Source organism: Paenisporosarcina antarctica (assembly GCF_004367585.1).
GTDB classification, from domain to species: domain Bacteria; phylum Bacillota; class Bacilli; order Bacillales_A; family Planococcaceae; genus Paenisporosarcina; species Paenisporosarcina antarctica.
In genome coordinates, this window is the sequence record NZ_CP038015.1 from 674,154 (window position 1) to 691,398 (window position 17,245).

At 36.9% G+C, this 17,245-nt stretch carries 13 protein-coding genes and 1 pseudogene; 11 read left to right on the plus strand and 3 right to left on the minus strand.

Annotation, left to right across the window (positions count from 1 at the left end; genetic code table 11):
• Window positions 1-156 precede the first annotated feature (156 nt).
• The 9 genes from E2636_RS03330 (at window position 157) to E2636_RS03375 (ending at window position 10,146) form a co-directional block, all read left to right on the plus strand.
• The gene (locus tag E2636_RS03330) at window positions 157-471 is read left to right on the plus strand and encodes a hypothetical protein (RefSeq protein ID WP_134208975.1); all 315 of its coding nucleotides are present in this window, start codon (window positions 157-159) and stop codon (window positions 469-471) included.
• Window positions 468-1,400 (plus strand): FAD:protein FMN transferase, encoded by a 933-nt coding sequence (locus E2636_RS03335; protein ID WP_134208976.1) that lies wholly within the window; start codon window positions 468-470, stop codon window positions 1,398-1,400. The genes E2636_RS03330 and E2636_RS03335 overlap by 4 nt, the downstream gene beginning before the upstream one ends.
• Complete coding sequence (locus E2636_RS03340; protein ID WP_134208977.1) at window positions 1,358-1,912, plus strand: ferric reductase-like transmembrane domain-containing protein; 555 nt, start codon at window positions 1,358-1,360, stop codon at window positions 1,910-1,912. Before E2636_RS03335 ends, E2636_RS03340 begins: the two co-directional genes overlap by 43 nt.
• A gap of 6 nt (window positions 1,913-1,918) precedes the next feature.
• Window positions 1,919-2,587 carry a response regulator transcription factor gene (locus tag E2636_RS03345; RefSeq protein WP_134208978.1) on the plus strand — a complete coding sequence of 223 codons (669 nt, stop codon included), beginning with the start codon at window positions 1,919-1,921 and terminating at the stop codon, window positions 2,585-2,587.
• Window positions 2,588-2,619: 32 nt separating this feature from the next.
• A complete protein-coding gene (locus tag E2636_RS03355; protein WP_208324151.1) occupies window positions 2,620-3,867 on the plus strand; it encodes a sensor histidine kinase in 1,248 nt (415 codons plus the stop codon).
• A gap of 755 nt (window positions 3,868-4,622) precedes the next feature.
• The gene (locus tag E2636_RS03360) at window positions 4,623-6,518 is read left to right on the plus strand and encodes a PrkA family serine protein kinase (RefSeq protein WP_017381311.1); all 1,896 of its coding nucleotides are present in this window, start codon (window positions 4,623-4,625) and stop codon (window positions 6,516-6,518) included.
• Between the two features lie 140 nt (window positions 6,519-6,658).
• Window positions 6,659-7,822: a sporulation protein YhbH gene (gene yhbH / locus E2636_RS03365; RefSeq protein ID WP_134208981.1), complete on the plus strand. Its 1,164-nt coding sequence runs from the start codon at window positions 6,659-6,661 to the stop codon at window positions 7,820-7,822.
• 55 nt (window positions 7,823-7,877) lie between these two features.
• Entirely contained in the window at window positions 7,878-9,284 is a 1,407-nt protein-coding gene (locus E2636_RS03370) for a SpoVR family protein (protein WP_134208982.1), read from the plus strand.
• A gap of 217 nt (window positions 9,285-9,501) precedes the next feature.
• A complete protein-coding gene (locus E2636_RS03375) occupies window positions 9,502-10,146 on the plus strand; it encodes a peroxiredoxin-like family protein (RefSeq protein WP_134208983.1) in 645 nt (214 codons plus the stop codon).
• A gap of 335 nt (window positions 10,147-10,481) precedes the next feature.
• On the opposite strand, the pseudogene E2636_RS03380 reads toward E2636_RS03375, so the two are convergent.
• Window positions 10,482-10,601: pseudogene (locus E2636_RS03380) on the minus strand (transposase); the annotation flags it as partial.
• A 739-nt stretch (window positions 10,602-11,340) separates the two neighbouring features.
• Here E2636_RS03380 and E2636_RS03385 point away from each other — a divergent pair.
• Complete coding sequence (locus tag E2636_RS03385; RefSeq protein WP_134208984.1) at window positions 11,341-12,534, plus strand: iron-containing alcohol dehydrogenase; 1,194 nt, start codon at window positions 11,341-11,343, stop codon at window positions 12,532-12,534.
• A 58-nt stretch (window positions 12,535-12,592) separates the two neighbouring features.
• Complete coding sequence (locus tag E2636_RS03390; RefSeq protein WP_134208985.1) at window positions 12,593-14,044, plus strand: CoA-acylating methylmalonate-semialdehyde dehydrogenase; 1,452 nt, start codon at window positions 12,593-12,595, stop codon at window positions 14,042-14,044.
• A 1,256-nt stretch (window positions 14,045-15,300) separates the two neighbouring features.
• Here E2636_RS03390 and E2636_RS03395 read toward each other — a convergent pair.
• A complete protein-coding gene (locus E2636_RS03395; protein WP_134208986.1) occupies window positions 15,301-16,455 on the minus strand; it encodes an acetylornithine transaminase in 1,155 nt (384 codons plus the stop codon).
• A 23-nt stretch (window positions 16,456-16,478) separates the two neighbouring features.
• Window positions 16,479-17,240, minus strand: a complete 762-nt coding sequence (gene argB, locus E2636_RS03400; protein ID WP_407670292.1) for an acetylglutamate kinase — start codon at window positions 17,238-17,240, stop codon at window positions 16,479-16,481.
• Between the last annotated feature and the right edge of the window lie 5 nt (window positions 17,241-17,245).

The following is a 17,245-nucleotide window of genomic DNA, read 5'->3' on the forward strand; positions in this document are numbered from 1 at the left end:
ATGTAATAACATACAAAAACCTAAATAGACCTTCCACGAGTTAAAAGCTTGTGGGAGGTCTATTTAGGTTTTTAAATGATAGGCGGGATTTTCAGTTAAATTTCATTTTAGCTTGCTACATTGTATGTAATAAAAGATTTTTGGGAGGTATTCATGATGAACAAAAAAACAACGGGTAAGTGGATTTCAGGAATTGCAGCAACGGTGACTGTAGCGTCCTTTATTGGATTTGTACAAATGAATCAAATAGAGGCAGATAGCAATACATTGACTGAAGTGCGAGGTCACGGCGATTTACAATCAGATAACATTCCTCAATATTATGATGATGAAAGCCATGAAGAAGATGAAAGATATGAGGATGACGACGATGATGATGAAGAGTATGAAGATGATGAAGAGCATGGAAGTAGAGGAGGGGAAGAATATCAAGGTATGCAGGTTTCTGAACGAAGAACGAGTAGATCATGATTAAGCGAGTTGAATTTTCTTGTATGGGGTCGTATTTCCACATTGAAGCGGAAAACCCATCAGAACTAGAGCAGTGGTTTGCCAAAGTGGAGAAAACGTATTCGCGATTTATAAAAGAAAGTGAACTTTCAAGGTTCAATCAAATGCCAATCTCGGATAACTGGATTCCAGTATCACAAGAATTTTATTTTGTCATGGCCGAAGTAACTCGTTTTTATCAGATGACCGACTTTTTATTTAATCCCTTTCTAGGAGGTCAATTGAGAGCGCTTGGATATGATCGACCGTTTTCTGAAATGCAGAGACAAGTACAGAAAACCATGTGTCCACTATATCAAGAAAACGGTATTTTGCTTCATAAAGAACAGCCGATGATAAAAAAAGTAAAAGAAGTGGAAGTCGATCTTGGCGGGTATATCAAAAGTTGGAGTGTCGACAAAGCTTTTCATATGGCTAAAGGGGAAGACGTGTTTATTAACGGGGGAGGAGATATGCGTTTTTCATTTATCCAACCTCAAGTAATTGGTGTAATGAACCCGTTTGACAGCGATACCGATATTGCACAACTAAACGTACAAAAAGGATCGATTGCGACTTCAAATGTCTTGCATCGCCGCTGGCAGACAAAAGATGGAGAGTATCATCATGTCTTGAATGGACAGACAGGTGAAAATCCAACATCCAATGTCGTTCAAGTGACGGTTCTCGCTTCAACGACACGACAAGCTGAAGTGTATGCGAAAGTTTTATGTATGATGGACTTAGATCAAGTCGAAATATGGATTGCGGAAAAACAACTGTCCATTGCAGCTATTATTATAATGGATAATAAATCGATTTGGGTGACTGGTAATATTAATGAATATTGTGAAGGAGTGACAACCGCATGGTCATCACAACGTGGGAATGGACCAGAGTTTCAGGCTTAACTTCTTTTTTTCTGATTTTTATATCTGTATTTGCAGGGCTTTTACACAGTGCTCCAATCTCTCCTCGTAAATGGAAAGTTTCTTTGTTTTTCTTTCATCAATTTACGGGTTGGCTCGGTTTTTTAATCATCATTTTTCATGGTGCTATGTTGCTTTTTGATAGTTATGTTAGTTATCAATGGTACGAAGTACTTGTTCCTTTTATGTCCGATGAACATCGGTTGTTAAATGGAATTGGAACAATTGCATTTTATGGAATCTTTCTAATTTTACTTTCATCCGATATGATGAAGAAAGTAGGACGTTCCCTTTGGAAAAAAATTCACTTATTTTCACTCCCAGCTTATCTTCTAGCACTTGTTCACGGGGTATTGGTTGGCACGGACAGTGATACAGGAACAATGATGACTATATATGCAGGAACTTCTTTCCTCCTTTTGGCAGCATTAATGATGAAGAGAGTGAGCGTAGCTTTTCAAAAGAAGGAACGGTCCATGGCAAAGGAAGGTTGATTGTAAATGAATATTTTATTGGCAGAAGATGATCTGAAGTTAGGTCGTCTTCTTGCGCATAGTCTTAAAAAAGAATTTCATCAAGTGGACTGGGTAACAGATGGACAGGCGGCGTACGATTATTCGTCTTCTAATTTATATGATGTGATTATTCTCGATTGGATGATGCCTGAAATGACTGGTCAAGAAGTGTGTTCAATGCTTCGGAAAGAAAATTGTCCGTCATCTATTTTAATGTTAACGGCTCGTGATAGTGTCGATGATCGGGTAATGGGACTGGATTCAGGAGCAGACGACTATGTGGTGAAACCTTTTGAATTTGATGAGTTATTTGCACGTATCCGGGCTTTAGCAAGACGTTCGATCAAACCGCTACTAGAAGAGACCATTGAAGTTGGACCTCTGCTACTAATTAAATCGGCCCATACACTGCAAGTAAATAATCAGCCGATTAGTCTTACTCATAAAGAATACTTACTTATGGAATCTTTAATGACTAACGCGGGACATGTACTTACAAGAGCGCAATTGATTAATAAAATTTGGGGTATTGACGCGGAAGTGTTTGATAATAATCTCGACGTATTAGTAAAATTGACACGAAAAAAAATGAGAGAAGCACATGTAGAACAAATGATTAAAAGTGTTCGCAATGTGGGCTATCAAATCGGATGAACAGCATGGTTAGGAAGACAAAACGAAGATTGATGTGGAGTTTTGCAATTTTAACAATGGTGTTCTTACTATTATTTGTAGTTATCGCCTATGTGACAGTGTCCAGGTCTATCTTAAGTGACCAGGAAGACATAGTAACTGCTAAGATTTCAGATAAGTACATCGAACGTTTTGTCCATGAGGCAAATGAGCAGAGGGGAAACGAGAAAAATAATGATGGAGATGGAGATGGAGATGGAGATGGAGATGGAGATGGAGATGGAGATGAAGTTGTAGATGGTGATTTAATTGCCATCGTTTCATATAAAGGAGAAGTTGTTCAGGGACAAGGTGAAGAACTAGAGAAATTAATAGAAGAGTGGATTCCGAAATCACTGGAGATTAGAGAATTGGATGAAGATGATCGTGATTATTTGATCGCGGCTAGACCACTTGAAAATATCGGATATGTTTATAGTGGGACTGAAATTACCCAACAAAAAGAAGTGTTGAATCGACTGTTTGTAGTACTTCTATTATTGACCGCACTATTTACATTTGTAGCCATGACGCTTTCCTTTATTATGACTGGGAAAGCAATTCGCCCAATTATGAATTCCGTTGAGCGCCAACGTGATTTTGTTAATGATGCGTCTCATGAACTTCGAACTCCTCTCAGTATTCTCTCTGCTGGACTTGTCATATTGGAGGAGGAAGATGGTGAGAAACTGTCTGATTTTTCAAAGCAAACGGTCGATGATATGTCTGATGAAGTGAGGAGAATGACTTCACTAGTGAATAATTTGTTGCTACTTGCCCGATCCGATTCTGGCAAGTTAGTGCTGGAGAAGAAAGAGTTCGATTTGTCTGCACTTCTCTTTCGCTCAATTCGTTCATTCTCCAAAGTTGTAGAAGATAATGAGTTATCACTGACAAGCGATATACAGGAAAATGTGCACTTCACGGGAGACCAAGAACGGCTTAAGCAGCTTCTATATTTATTTTTAGATAATGCCATAAAATATAACAGAAAAAATGGAAACATCCGTGTTCAATTAAACACAACAGAGATATATAATCGTATTTCAGTAATAGATACTGGAATTGGAATTGCACCAGAGCATCAGATAAAAATATTTAATCGCTTTTATCGAGTAGATGAAACGCGTTCACGAGCTATGGGCAGTAACGGCATCGGTCTTTCCATTGCACGTTTTATTGTACAAGCACATGGAGGGTTCATTGAAGTAGACAGTACAGTCGGTAAAGGGACTTGTTTTACGATACTTTTGCCCAAATAATAGTGTGCACTCACGAGAAATCATTTGTTAAACAAAACAAGAAAGTGTAGTGTGGCGTCGCTGAAAGAATTGAATTAGTTAATACTGAATAAATAAAAAGACACCACCATGCGGCAGTTAGCCGGATTGAAGGTGTCTTTTGTTTGGATTACGAGAATCTGGATAGACATAATACAACAATTAACAATCAAAGAGAAGAATATTTAAAAATCAGAGACCTTATTTATTGGAAATATATATATTATAAATTTCTCTCAAGTTATAAAACATGTTATCGATTCACCTATCCACGTAAGGGTTTCATGTAGCGGGAACGAATTCTCCATACTTAAATCCTCATTACTTATCATTATTGGTTATTCCTCGCCACATATCAAATTTATATATGAGATCCCATTCGCCGTGGTGAGTAATATTTGAGTTCAATTGAAAGTAACTCTGCGACCTTTTTTTTCAACGGTCGTTTTTGTGTGTGAGAAAGTCTACGGTTCCTATATTTTACTATATTCCCATCGAGTTAGATTTAAGCACTTAATTAAAATTTAAAAGTTAATAAATACTTTAGATTTTTTGGATTAGTTGAAATTATTTTTGATAACCGATACGAAATGAATGTATCTAAAGTGTTTTCTACTTTTCCATATGTATGAAATCGGAGATTAAATTAAGAACAACTAAGATAACTAAAACTATTCGGTATTTTAAGTCATCTTCGCTCATATCATGTATTAATCAAGCCCTGAATGGAGGGAACTATGGATATTTTAAATAAGGTGAAGAGTTACCGTGAAGAAGAAAACAAACTTAAGTGGGAAGGCACATTTTCCGAATACTTAGCCATTGTGAAGGAAAGACCAAGCGTTGCCCAAACGGCTCATTCACGCGTTTATAATATGATAAAGAGTTCTGGTTTAACGGAAAGAAACGGTCAGAAATTGTACCATTTTTTCGGGGAAGAAATATTTGGGCTTGAGCTGGCGCTTGAACGACTTGTAGAAGAATACTTTCATCCAGCAGCAAAAAGACTTGATGTTCGAAAACGTATTTTACTCTTAATGGGGCCAGTTAGTGGTGGGAAATCGACCATTGTAACACTACTAAAACGTGGTTTTGAGAAATATTCCAAGACAGATGAAGGCGCAGTTTATTCAATTAAAGGTTGTCCTATGCACGAAGATCCACTCCACCTTATTCCGCATGAGTTGCGTACCGATTTTTTTGATGAGTATGGGATTCATATTGAGGGAAGTTTGTCACCGTTAAACGTAATGCGGCTTGAGAAGGAATATCATGGGCATCTTGAAGATGTAATGGTTGAGCGTATTTTCTTCTCCGAAGACAAACGAGTTGGAATTGGAACGTATACTCCATCTGACCCGAAATCACAAGATATTGCTGATTTAACGGGGAGTATTGATTTTTCAACGATTGCAGAATTTGGTTCTGAATCTGATCCTCGTGCCTATCGTTTTGATGGTGAATTAAATAAAGCAAACCGTGGAATGATGGAATTTCAAGAAATGTTAAAATTAGATGAAAAATTCCTTTGGTTGTTGTTATCTTTGACACAGGAAGGTAATTTTAAAGCAGGTAGATTTGCATTAATTAGTGCTGATGAGCTGATTGTAGCCCATACGAACGAAACAGAATATCTTTCATTTATATCAAATAAGAAAAATGAGGCACTTCATTCAAGAATTATTGTAATGCCGATTCCGTACAATTTAAAAGTTAGTCAGGAAGAACGGATTTATGAAAAAATGATTAAGGATAGTGATATGACGCATGTACATATTGCTCCCCAGGCACTTCGAGCTGCTGCAATTTTTTCGATTTTGACAAGACTGGAAGTTCCTAAAAAACAAGGTATTGATATTGTGAAAAAAATGCGACTTTATGATGGGGAAAATGTGGAAGGATTTAACCAAATTGATGTCGAGGAACTTCAGAAGGAGTTTCCAAATGAAGGGATGAATGGAATTGATCCGCGTTATGTGATCAACAGAATTTCATCAGCAATCATTCGTAAGGAAGTTCCATCCATTAATGCACTGGATGTTTTACGTTCACTAAAAGAAGGGCTAGACCAACATGCCTCTATTTCAACGGAAGACCGGGATAAATATATGAATTATATTGGCATAGCTAGAAGAGAATATGATGAAATTGCCAAGAAAGAAATTCAAAAAGCCTTTGTCTATTCCTATGAAGAGTCAGCAATAACATTAATGGATAATTACCTTGATAATGTAGAAGCATTTTGTAATAAAAATAAAATTAGAGATGTGTTAACGGGTGAAGAAATGAATCCCGACGAAAAACTAATGCGCTCCATTGAAGAACAAATTGGCATTTCAGAAAATGCTAAAAAAGCATTTAGAGAGGAAATACTCATTCGCCTTTCTGCCTATGCTAGAAAAGGAAAACGTTTTGAATATAACTCTCATGAGCGTTTACGTGAAGCCATTCAAAAGAAACTTTTTGCGGATTTAAAAGATGTTGTCAAAATTACCACTTCATCCAAAACACCAGATGAATCACATCTCAAAAAGATTAACGAAGTAGTCGCTAGATTAATTGATGAACATGGTTATAATTCTATTTCAGCCAATGAATTATTACGTTACGTTGGTAGCTTGCTCAATCGCTAATGTATTAATATGGATGAAAACAAGACTGATTACTTTTCATTAGTCTTGTTTTTTTTATTAATTAATGGCAATAACTTGTTCGCTGAAGCATATTATAAGGGAATCAAAAACTTTCTAATAATAGATGGGTGTGGGTATAAATGAACGAAAAACCTAATGATCGTTTTGTCATCTCACAGGAAAATTGGACTCTCCATCGAAAAGGACACCAAGATCAGATCCGACATATGGACAAAGTAAAAGAAGCGATTAAGAATAACTTACCCGATTTAATTAGTGAAGAGAGTATTATTATGTCAAATGGACGAGATGTTATTAAAATTCCAATTCGTTCGTTAGACGAGTACAAAATTCGATACAATTCCGATAAGTCAAAACACGTTGGCCAAGGGGATGGCGATAGTAAAATTGGTGATGTTGTTGCTGGTGACTCTGGGGATGGAAAAAAAGGTTCAGGGAAAGGGAAAGAAGCTGGGGACCAAGCAGGGCAAGACTTTTATGAGGCAGAGGTCACAATATCCGAGTTAGAAGATGTTCTTTTCAAAGAAATGGAGTTACCGAACTTGAAACGAAAAGAACAAGCTGACACAACAACCGAAAAAATTGAATTTAATGATATTCGTAGAAAAGGACTTATGGGTAACATTGATAAAAAGCGCACGATATTAACGGCTATCAAAAGAAACTCTATAAATGGAAAGGCTGAAATTACGCCAATCCATAATGATGACTTACGTTTTAAAACATGGAATGATGTATTGAAACCTGAATCCAAAGCAGTTGTTCTTGCAATGATGGATACGAGTGCGTCCATGGGTAACTTTGAAAAATATATGGCTAGAAGCTTCTTTTTCTGGATGACTAAGTTTTTACGTTCCAAATATGAAACGGTCGAAATTGAATTTATAGCTCATCATACAGAAGCTAAAGTGGTTTCAGAAGAAGATTTTTTTTCAAAGGGAGAAAGTGGTGGAACAATTTGTTCATCCGCTTATGAAAAAGCACTAGAGCTTGTTGAACAAAAATACAATCCTGCGCTGTTCAATATTTACCCATTTCACTTTTCAGATGGAGAAAACATGTCGCGGGATAATGAAAAGTGTGTGAAGCTTGTAAATGAACTGATGGAAGTTTCCAGCATGTTTGGATATGGAGAAGTGAATACGCATAGTCGATATTCAACATTAATGACCACATATAAGTCAATTTCTAACCCTAAGTTTCGTCACTATGTATTGAAAGAAAAACACGATGTTTACAATTCATTAAAAAGCTTTTTTCAAAAAGATATGACTTCCGTTTGAATGGGATAGTGCATGCACTTGGAAACGAAAATAAATAGTCGAAGGGATTTAATTGATGGAAACAAAACTTCATCGTGCAATTGCTGAGATCACTGAAATTGCCTCTGGATTTGGCCTTGATTATTATCCGATGCATTATGAGATTTGTCCTGCTGATATTATTTATACATTCGGTGCTTACGGCATGCCAACACGTTTTACCCATTGGAGTTTTGGAAAGCAATTTCATAAAATGAAACTGCAATACGATTTGGGATTAAGTCAAATTTATGAGCTAGTCATTAATTCAAATCCTTGTTATGCGTTTTTGCTAGATACAAATAGTTTAACGCAAAATAAGCTCATTATTGCTCATGTACTTGCCCATTGTGACTTTTTTAAAAATAATGTTCGCTTTTCCAATACTAGACAAGATATGGTCGAGAGCATGACGGCAACCGCTGAGAGGATTGCTAATTATGAAATGCTTCATGGTAAAGTAGAGGTAGAACGTTTTTTAGACGCTGTATTAGCCATTCAAGAGCATATTGATCCTTCCATTATCAGACCTAAACTACCAGACTATGTTTTGGATGAGGAAGAGGAAGAAGAAGAAGTTGTGCGTAAAACTGTTTATGATGATTTGTGGAATTTAGATCGATCAGTAGCTGATAAGAAAAAAACAATCGTTCAAAAAAGAAAAAAATTCCCACCTAAGCCCGAGAAAGATTTATTATTATTTATTGAGCAGTACAGTCGTGAACTGGAAGATTGGCAACGCGATATTTTAACCATGATGCGAGAAGAAATGCTTTATTTTTGGCCACAGTTAGAGACAAAAATTATGAATGAAGGCTGGGCTAGCTATTGGCATCAACGTATCATAAGAGAAATGGACTTAACAACTGATGAGGCGATTGATTTTGCTTCATTAAACGCTGGGGTAGTTCAACCATCTAAAACATCTATTAATCCATACTATTTGGGATTGAAAATTTTTGAAGACATCGAAAAGAGATACGATAATCCAACCGCAGAAATGATCAAATTAGGAGTTAAGCCAAATTCAGGTAGAGAAAGAATGTTTGAAGTAAGAGAAATTGAATCAGACATTTCATTTATTCGGAACTACTTAACAAAAGAATTGGTTAAGAAGGAAGATCTGTACCTATTTGAAAAAAAGAGTGGAAAGTATGAAATTACGGATAAAGATTATGAAAATGTAAGAGACCAACTTGTCTCCATGAGGGTAAATGGTGGATTCCCATATATTGTAGTTGAAGAGGGAGACTACTCTCGCAACGGTGAACTGTATTTAAAGCACGGCTATGAAGGAACCGAACTAGATCCTCACTACTTAGAAAATGTACTGCCATATATTTATCAACTGTGGGGACGTTCTGTTTATTTAGAAACGTATGTAGAGAATAAACCTATTCTTTATTCGTATGATGGAAAAAAAGTATTTCGTCGTTTATTATAACTATTTACAAAACAAAAACAGATAGACATGATTGTCAGGTAATAATACGAAAACATAGCGGAGACCTAGAATCTAACCTAGATTCTAGGTCTCCGCTATGTTTTAAAGTAGAACTAATACTCTTATCAAGTAGGATGAAAATGTAAAGTCAGGATTAAGGATAATAGATATATAGTATGTTAAGATTTGTCTAATATGAAATGGGGACAAGGAAATAATGACTACATTGCTAAAAGAAATTAACTCTTACAAAGAAGTATTTAAGAAAAAGGCTCCTGAAGAAAAACAGAAGTTAATGGCGCAAGCAACAAGAGAGTTAGCAGAGCTTGGTGATGCTCAGGGACTAAATATAGGAGACAAAGTACCTGACTTTAAACTACCTGATGCAACGGGTAAAGTGGTGTCTATTACTGAAGAACTCGCTAAAGGACCAGTAATTTTGTCATTTTATCGTGGTGGATGGTGCCCCTATTGCAATCTTGAGTTGAAAGCCTATCAAAGTGAGTTAGATTCAATCAAGGACGCTGGTGCAATGTTAATCGCCATTAGTCCAGAGACACCAGATGCATCATTGTCTACAATAGAAAAACACGATCTTAAATTCATTGTTCTAAGTGATGATCGTAATAAAGTCGCTGAACAATTTGATTTAGTATTCAAAATGCCCGATTATCTTATTGAAATATATAAGAGCTCTGGATTAGACGTTGCCGGAAGAAATGGTAATGATGATTGGGAACTTCCGAAACCTGCAACATTTGTAATCGATCAAACAGGTAAAATCGTATTTGCTGAAGTCGATTCTGATTACACAAACCGCGTAGAGCCATCTAAAGTAATTGACATTGTTAAAAACATGTAATATATCACACTCATAAGAAGTAATTGTAAAGAAGGGGCTGTCCCAAAAGTCATTTAATATGACTTTTAAGGGCAGCCCTCTTTTCATATCGTTTCCTGTGGGGTCTTCAGCTCGCGCTTTTCTCGCTGGAAATATATTGGACGAACTGTCATTCGTCCAATATATTTGCGATGAGTTCAACCGCAGGAGCACATGCTTTCTAGCCATCTTGCACTCCAAGCAACTAAGATTGCTCGTTAAAATTAGATAAGAATATATAAATTGCCTGATCCAGTGAAATATTTTACACTTTTAAATTAAAATCAGCTGATAAACAAAGCGAACAAAATCAAAGTGACACGATTCAATACTTTGATTTTATTGTTAATCCCTTCAATTCTTCCGTTATTGTAAGTGTAAATAAAACTGTTTTCTATGAACGGAAGATATTTTCTTAACGTTTTTAAGCTTGTTCTCATAACTTGAAATAAATTAAGGGTGAAGCAGATCTAGATAGTCAATATTTCTGACACCGCATCCTTCGCAATATGTGTAGAGTTGTATGTCAATTTTCCAAGGACTTTTTTACATGCTTTCCCTTTAAAAAGTGGTTTTGATCGACTTTTGTTCTACAAGGAATCACACTTGTTTTATATATCTATTTGAACTTATGTTTCCTATATTCTCTTAGCTGATTGGAGTGCAGAGCGGCGACTCCGGTGGGATTAGCGTGACAGGTGAGACCCCGCAGGAAACGAATTGTGCACAATTCGGTTGCGACGAGTAACCGCAGGAGCATTGATTGGTTTTCGCGACGAGGAGGCCCACCGCACGCCCCACGGAACGCGTCCGCTCGGAACGAAAATCAGTGTGTAACAAGCTTTTTTTATTTCACCAGCGTCATATATTGTACAACCTATATTTTTAAAATTATATGGTTATCACTCTTGATTTTTAAACAGGTGAATGATTGTAGTGAAAGGCTTCGAAACATGAAAGAGCGTAGTAACGGAAATCGACAGCGTCATTAGACTTTTGGGACAGCCCCTTCTTTTTTTAAGATATATCGCTTATTCAATATCAGCTATGTCACTTATAGTCTGAAAATATTATAGTATTCTGTCTTTGTTGTAAAATATATAACTATTTATGGTAAAATAGGGTATCTACGTATTTATATCTCTACGGTACATCAAGAAGAATGGAGTGATTATATTGGATAAGTATGAGGTTTTTAGATCGCCACAAGTGACGATATATGGGCGGGAAGCATTTAACCAAGTAGGAAAAGAAACGTCACTTAGAGGAAAGAAGGCTCTAATTGTAAGCGATAAAATAATGGTAAGCCTTGGTTATGTAGAAACATGTATCGACTATCTGAGAAAGGAAAATATTCAGATTGAAACATACACGGGAGTAAATTCTGAACCGACCGATCAATATGTTGAAGAAGCTCTGTCTTTATTTAAAGAAAAGAATTGCGATGTCATCATTTCACTCGGTGGGGGCAGCTGTATCGATACAGCAAAAGCAATTGCTGTTTTAGCTACGAATGGCGGCTATATAGGTGATTATATGGGGGTGGCGAAATATGCTGGAAATTCTCCAGTACCTCATATCGCAATACCAACAACAGCTGGGACAGGTTCAGAAGTAACGGATGCCACTATTATAACAAATGTAAGCAATGATGAAAAAATGATGATTAAGCAACCAGCCTTTATGCCCGCAGTGGCTATTGTCGACCCGTTGTTGTCGATGTCATCACCGAAAAAGGTGACGGCAGCTACTGGAATAGATGCACTAAGCCATGCTGTAGAAGCATATTTATCAAAAAAAGCACAACCTATGACAGATATTTTAGCATTATCAGCAATTAAATTAATTGTGTCGAACATAAAGACAGTATACAAAAATCCTGACGATTTAGAAGCGAGAGAAGCGATGTCAATTGGTTCAATGTACGCAGGAATGGCATTTTCAAATGCATCCGTATGTCTTGTTCACGGGATGTCACGACCTATAGGTGCCATGTTCCATGTTCCTCACGGTGAATCCAACGCCATGTTATTTCCAGCAGTTCTTGAGTTTAGTAAAGATAAATGTAAAGAAAGGCTCGCAACTATTGGTAAATTATTTACTACACATGCAGATAAAATGGAAATTCATGAAGCTTCCAACTTTGCGGTAGAACAAATAAAAAATTTATGTATGCATCTAAATATTCCTAATTTGAAGGACTGGGGTATTAAACAAGACGATTTTGAAAACGTTATTGAAAAAATGGCTACGGATGCATTAAAAAGTGGAAGTCCAAATAATAACCCACGTATACCTAACCAACAGGAGATTGAAGAATTATATCGCATATGTTACGACTATCAATTTTCAGGGAGCACAGTTTCGTAATTAAATATTTAAAGACATAAAGTGATTACTAATTGATTTTTTCTAAGGAGGAAATATAATGACGCAAAATATATTAAAAAACTTTATTAACGGTAAATGGGTGGAAGCGAAAACAGAAAAATATAATCAAGTTCCAAATCCTGCAACGGGTGAAATTTTAGCAGAAGTGCCTATTTCAACTGTAGATGATGTAAATGATGCAGTTATAGCGGCAAAAGAGGCATTCAAAACATGGAGTAAAACTCCGGTACCGAAAAGAGCACGTATCTTGTTCAAATACCAACAGTTACTAGTAGAAAATTGGGATGATCTTGCCAAACTTATCACAATTGAAAATGGAAAAAGCTTTACTGAAGCGCAGGGTGAAGTATTACGAGGCATAGAGTGTGTTGAGTTTTCTGCTGGTGCACCGACACTTATGATGGGAAAACAATTACCCGATATTGCAACAAATATTGAATCTGGTATGTATCGTTATCCAATTGGAGTTGTTGGTGGAATTACACCGTTTAATTTTCCAATGATGGTTCCTTGTTGGATGTTCCCGCTTGCGATTGCTTGCGGCAACTCGTTTATCCTTAAACCTTCAGAAAGAACACCAATTCTTGCAAACCGTTTGGCTGAATTGTTACAAGAAGCTGGGCTCCCAGATGGTGTATTCAATATTGTTCACGGTGCACATGATGTTGTAAATAGCATGCTTGAGCATAAAGATATACCGGCTATTTCATTTGTTGGATCTCAGCCAGTGGCAGAATATGTGTACAAAAAGGGTGCTAGTCACGGTAAGCGTGTTCAGGCTTTAGCAGGTGCAAAGAATCACTCTATTGTTATGCCTGATGCTGATTTGGATTCATCAGTAAAAGAAATTATTGGTGCAGCATACGGTTCAGCAGGTGAACGATGCATGTCTTGTTCCGTTGTTGTAGCAGTCGGAGAAGTTGCAGAAGCACTTATTGAAAAATTAATTCAGTCTGCTGATGCAATAGAAATTGGTAATGGAATGGATGAAGGAGTATTTCTTGGTCCAGTTATCCGCTCGGAACATAAGGCGAAAACAGCTAAATACATTGAGGTAGGACAAGATGAAGGAGCTGTTCTTTTAAGGGATGGCCGTGAAGATGCATGTATGACTGAAGCCGGATACTTTATAGGACCAACAATTTTTGACAATGTTACAACCGATATGAGAATTTGGAAAGAAGAAATTTTTGCCCCTGTTCTTTCAATTGTACGTGTTAAAACACTTGAAGAAGCGATAGAAGTTACAAATGAATCTGACTTTGGGAACGGCGCATGCCTATTTACGCAAAGTGGGCATAGCGTTCGATACTTCCGCGAAAACATTGAAGTTGGCATGCTAGGTGTGAATATAGGAGTTCCTGCTCCAATGGCATTTTTCCCATTCTCAGGATGGAAAAACTCATTCTACGGCGACTTACATGCGAATGGATCAGACGGGGTAGAATTCTACACAAGAAGAAAAATGTTAACCGCTCGTTGGTCATAATAAGAGCAGTAAACTTTAAATGAAAAGTTGAGTTCACAAGTTCATTCAGTGAAAAAATATGATTGATATCAAATTAAGAGTCTAATAGATATATATATAGTTTAAAAATGGACCTTAAAGGTCCATTTTTAAACTTTTCTTACCCTATATAGAAATCAATTGTGTAATTCGGAAAATATGGTTCTATGACAAATGACGTTGGTGAAGAATTTTAGTCGACTTTAATTGAATTATTTATTTGTCGCGGGACTGTCCAGAAAGTCAGTAAAACTGACTTTTACGGCAGTCTTTTCTAACGATTAGTCAAGTATCCCGTTGCTTTCCGTTCCAGATGGACGCTTTCCGCGGGCACGGCTTCAGCCTCCTCGTCGCGAAAACACGCTCCTGTGGGGTCTTCAGCTCGCGCTTTTCCCGCTGGAAAGATAGTGGACGAACTGTCATTCGTCCACTATCTTTGCGACGAGTAACCGCAGGAGCACATGTTTTCTCGCCATCTTGCACTCCAAGCAACTAAAATTGCACGTTAAAATTGGATAAGAATATATAAATTGCCTGATCCAGTGAAATGCTTAAAAGTAGGATTATGCTGCTTTTGAGCGTAATTGTTTTTGTTCGCTTTGTTTATCAACTGGTTTTAATTTAAAGTGTAAAATAATGCGGTTTAAATTGTTTTGCAGCTTGGTTAATCAAGCGTTGAACAGTTGTATGTGAGACGGAACAATCTCTTGCTATAGAAGTTAAGGATTGTGCTTCAGCAGACTAAACCGTATAGTCAATGTTTCTGACACCGCACCCTTCGCAATATGTAGGATTGTCTGTCAATTTTCCAAGGACAAATTTACATACTTTCCCTTTAAAAGTGCCTTCTTTTATGAAGTTTTCTTCAAAAGTAATGTTGGGATCTATTTGAACTTACGTATATTTCCTATATCCTCTTAGCTGATTGGAGTGCAGAGCGGCGACTCCGGTGGGATTAGCGTGACAGGTGAGACCCCACAGGAAACGAATTGTGCACAATTCGTTTGCGACGAGTAACCGCAGGAGCATTGTTTTGGTTTTCGCGACGAGGAGGCTCACCGCACGCCCCACGGAACGCGTCCGCTAGGAACGGAAATCAGCGTGTATCAGGCTTTTTTTAGTTTCATAGATATTTATAAAAAAATGACATTAGTGAAATTCCATCCCTTTCTCCTGTTTTATCGAGAAGGGGATTTTATTTCACCAATGTCATATATTGTACAACCCAAAATATGTAATTACGAAGTAATTTTCATTTCGCTAAAAGTCTGTTCAATGATTTGAATAGCTTGACTCAGTTCTTCTTTTGAAACTGTTAAGGGTGGTAGTAAACGAATTACGTGAGGACCAGCACCTAATGCTAACAATCCTTTATTACGCATTGCTTCAAGTAAGACCGCTTGATATTCCCCACATTCAATGCCAATCATAAAGCCTTTGCCTCTAACTTCTGTCACAAATGAATAACTCTTAACTAGTTCATTTAATTGGTGCTTAAAGTCTTCACTTTTTTCTACAACTTCTGTTAAGAATGACTCATTAAAAATAATGTTTAACGTTGCTTTTGCTGATGCAAGAGCAATTGGATTTCCACCAAAAGTTGAACCGTGAGTGCCTGGCCCGAATGATTCTATTAAATCTGATTTTCCAATCATTGCTCCTACTGGCAATCCGCTTCCTAAACCTTTTGCAACTGTAATAATATCAGGAGATAAATTAAAATGCTGATAGGCAAACGGTTTACCCGTACGTCCAATGCCAGTTTGTATTTCATCAATAATAAATAATGCATTATAAGTTTCACATAAATGTTGAATCGTTGTTAAAAATGATTCTGTTCCAGGAACAACGCCGCCTTCACCTTGAATTACTTCAACCATAATGCCTGCAACTGTGTCATCCATCTCACTTTTTAAAGCTTCTTCGTCATTATAAGGAAGATAGACAAATTCGTTTACTAACGGTCCAAAACCATCATGAATTTTTGCTTGTCCTGTTGCTGTCATTGTTGCAAATGTTCGACCGTGAAAAGAATTTGTAAAGGTAATAATTTTGTGTTTTTTAGTGTGTTTACGTACTAATTTGATAGCTGCTTCATTAGCTTCAGCACCGCTATTACAGAAAAAGACGGCATCTCCATTTGAATAATCCGTCAATTTTTTAGCTACTTCTTCTTGAATGGATAGATGAAACAAATTTGATACATGCCAAACCTTGTTTAACTGTTCTTCTATTGCTTTTTGCACTTCCGGATGACGGTGCCCCAAGTTACAAACAGCAATACCTGAAATGAAATCTAGATAGGTGTTACCCTTTTCGTCAATAACTTGTGTGCCTGTTGCTTCATTTACGTGTATATCAAATCGTTGATATGTTGGAAATAATGAACTCATCGTTATCTTCTCCACCTTTACGATCATGTCTTAATTGCTGTACCAAGTAAATTTCCATCTTGATCTAAAAAACCATCAATACCACTAATAATATTCACTTCTTCTAACGTGTCTGACAGCGCATTTACTGCTGCTGTTACTTTTGGAATCATTCCACCGTAAATGGTTTTATCAACGATTAGCTGTTGAACTTCCCTTTTAGTAAGTTGAGGAATTAGCTGCCCGTCTTGTAAAACACCTCTAACATCTGTGACGAACATTAACTTCTCTGCGTGAACGGCTTGTGCGATTGCTCCTGCTGCTAAATCAGCATTCACATTAAAACCATTGCCATTTTTATCGGCCCCAATTGATGAAATGACAGGAATGTACTCACTCGTCATCAACAGCTCTAGTAGCTGAACATTTACGTTTACAACTTCCCCAACATATCCTAATGTGTCAAGATCAATTGCAACTGTTTCTAGTAACATCCCGTCACAGCCCGATAAACCCACTGCATTTAAGTCATATTGTTGAAGAGTCGTTACTAGTTGTTTATTCACTTTTCCAGCTAGAACCATTGTTACTACTTCTAGTGCTTCTTTAGACGTTTTTCGTAGCCCATTGATGAATTCAGTTTCAATAAGTAGCTTTGTTAAAGTTTGTTGAATATCAGGTCCACCACCATGTACGATAATGACTTTATATCCACTTTCTTTTAATTGTTTTACATTTTGAAAAAACTCACTAGTCAATTCATTAATAATACTTCCGCCACATTTTATAACAACAGTTTTCTCTATTTTCA

Bases quoted from the DNA above. Each gene is read 5' to 3' on its own strand.
- E2636_RS03370 (WP_134208982.1), top strand. From the start codon at position 7,878: ATGGAAACAAAACTTCATCGTGCAATTGCTGAGATCACTGAAATTGCC.
- E2636_RS03355 (WP_208324151.1), top strand. From the start codon at position 2,620: ATGTGGAGTTTTGCAATTTTAACAATGGTGTTCTTACTATTATTTGTA.
- E2636_RS03330 (WP_134208975.1), top strand. From the start codon at position 157: ATGAACAAAAAAACAACGGGTAAGTGGATTTCAGGAATTGCAGCAACG.
- E2636_RS03395 (WP_134208986.1), bottom strand. From the start codon at position 16,455: ATGAGTTCATTATTTCCAACATATCAACGATTTGATATACACGTAAAT.
- E2636_RS03340 (WP_134208977.1), top strand. From the start codon at position 1,358: ATGGTCATCACAACGTGGGAATGGACCAGAGTTTCAGGCTTAACTTCT.
- yhbH (WP_134208981.1), top strand. From the start codon at position 6,659: ATGAACGAAAAACCTAATGATCGTTTTGTCATCTCACAGGAAAATTGG.
- E2636_RS03390 (WP_134208985.1), top strand. From the start codon at position 12,593: ATGACGCAAAATATATTAAAAAACTTTATTAACGGTAAATGGGTGGAA.
- E2636_RS03345 (WP_134208978.1), top strand. From the start codon at position 1,919: ATGAATATTTTATTGGCAGAAGATGATCTGAAGTTAGGTCGTCTTCTT.
- E2636_RS03360 (WP_017381311.1), top strand. From the start codon at position 4,623: ATGGATATTTTAAATAAGGTGAAGAGTTACCGTGAAGAAGAAAACAAA.
- E2636_RS03335 (WP_134208976.1), top strand. From the start codon at position 468: ATGATTAAGCGAGTTGAATTTTCTTGTATGGGGTCGTATTTCCACATT.
- E2636_RS03375 (WP_134208983.1), top strand. From the start codon at position 9,502: ATGACTACATTGCTAAAAGAAATTAACTCTTACAAAGAAGTATTTAAG.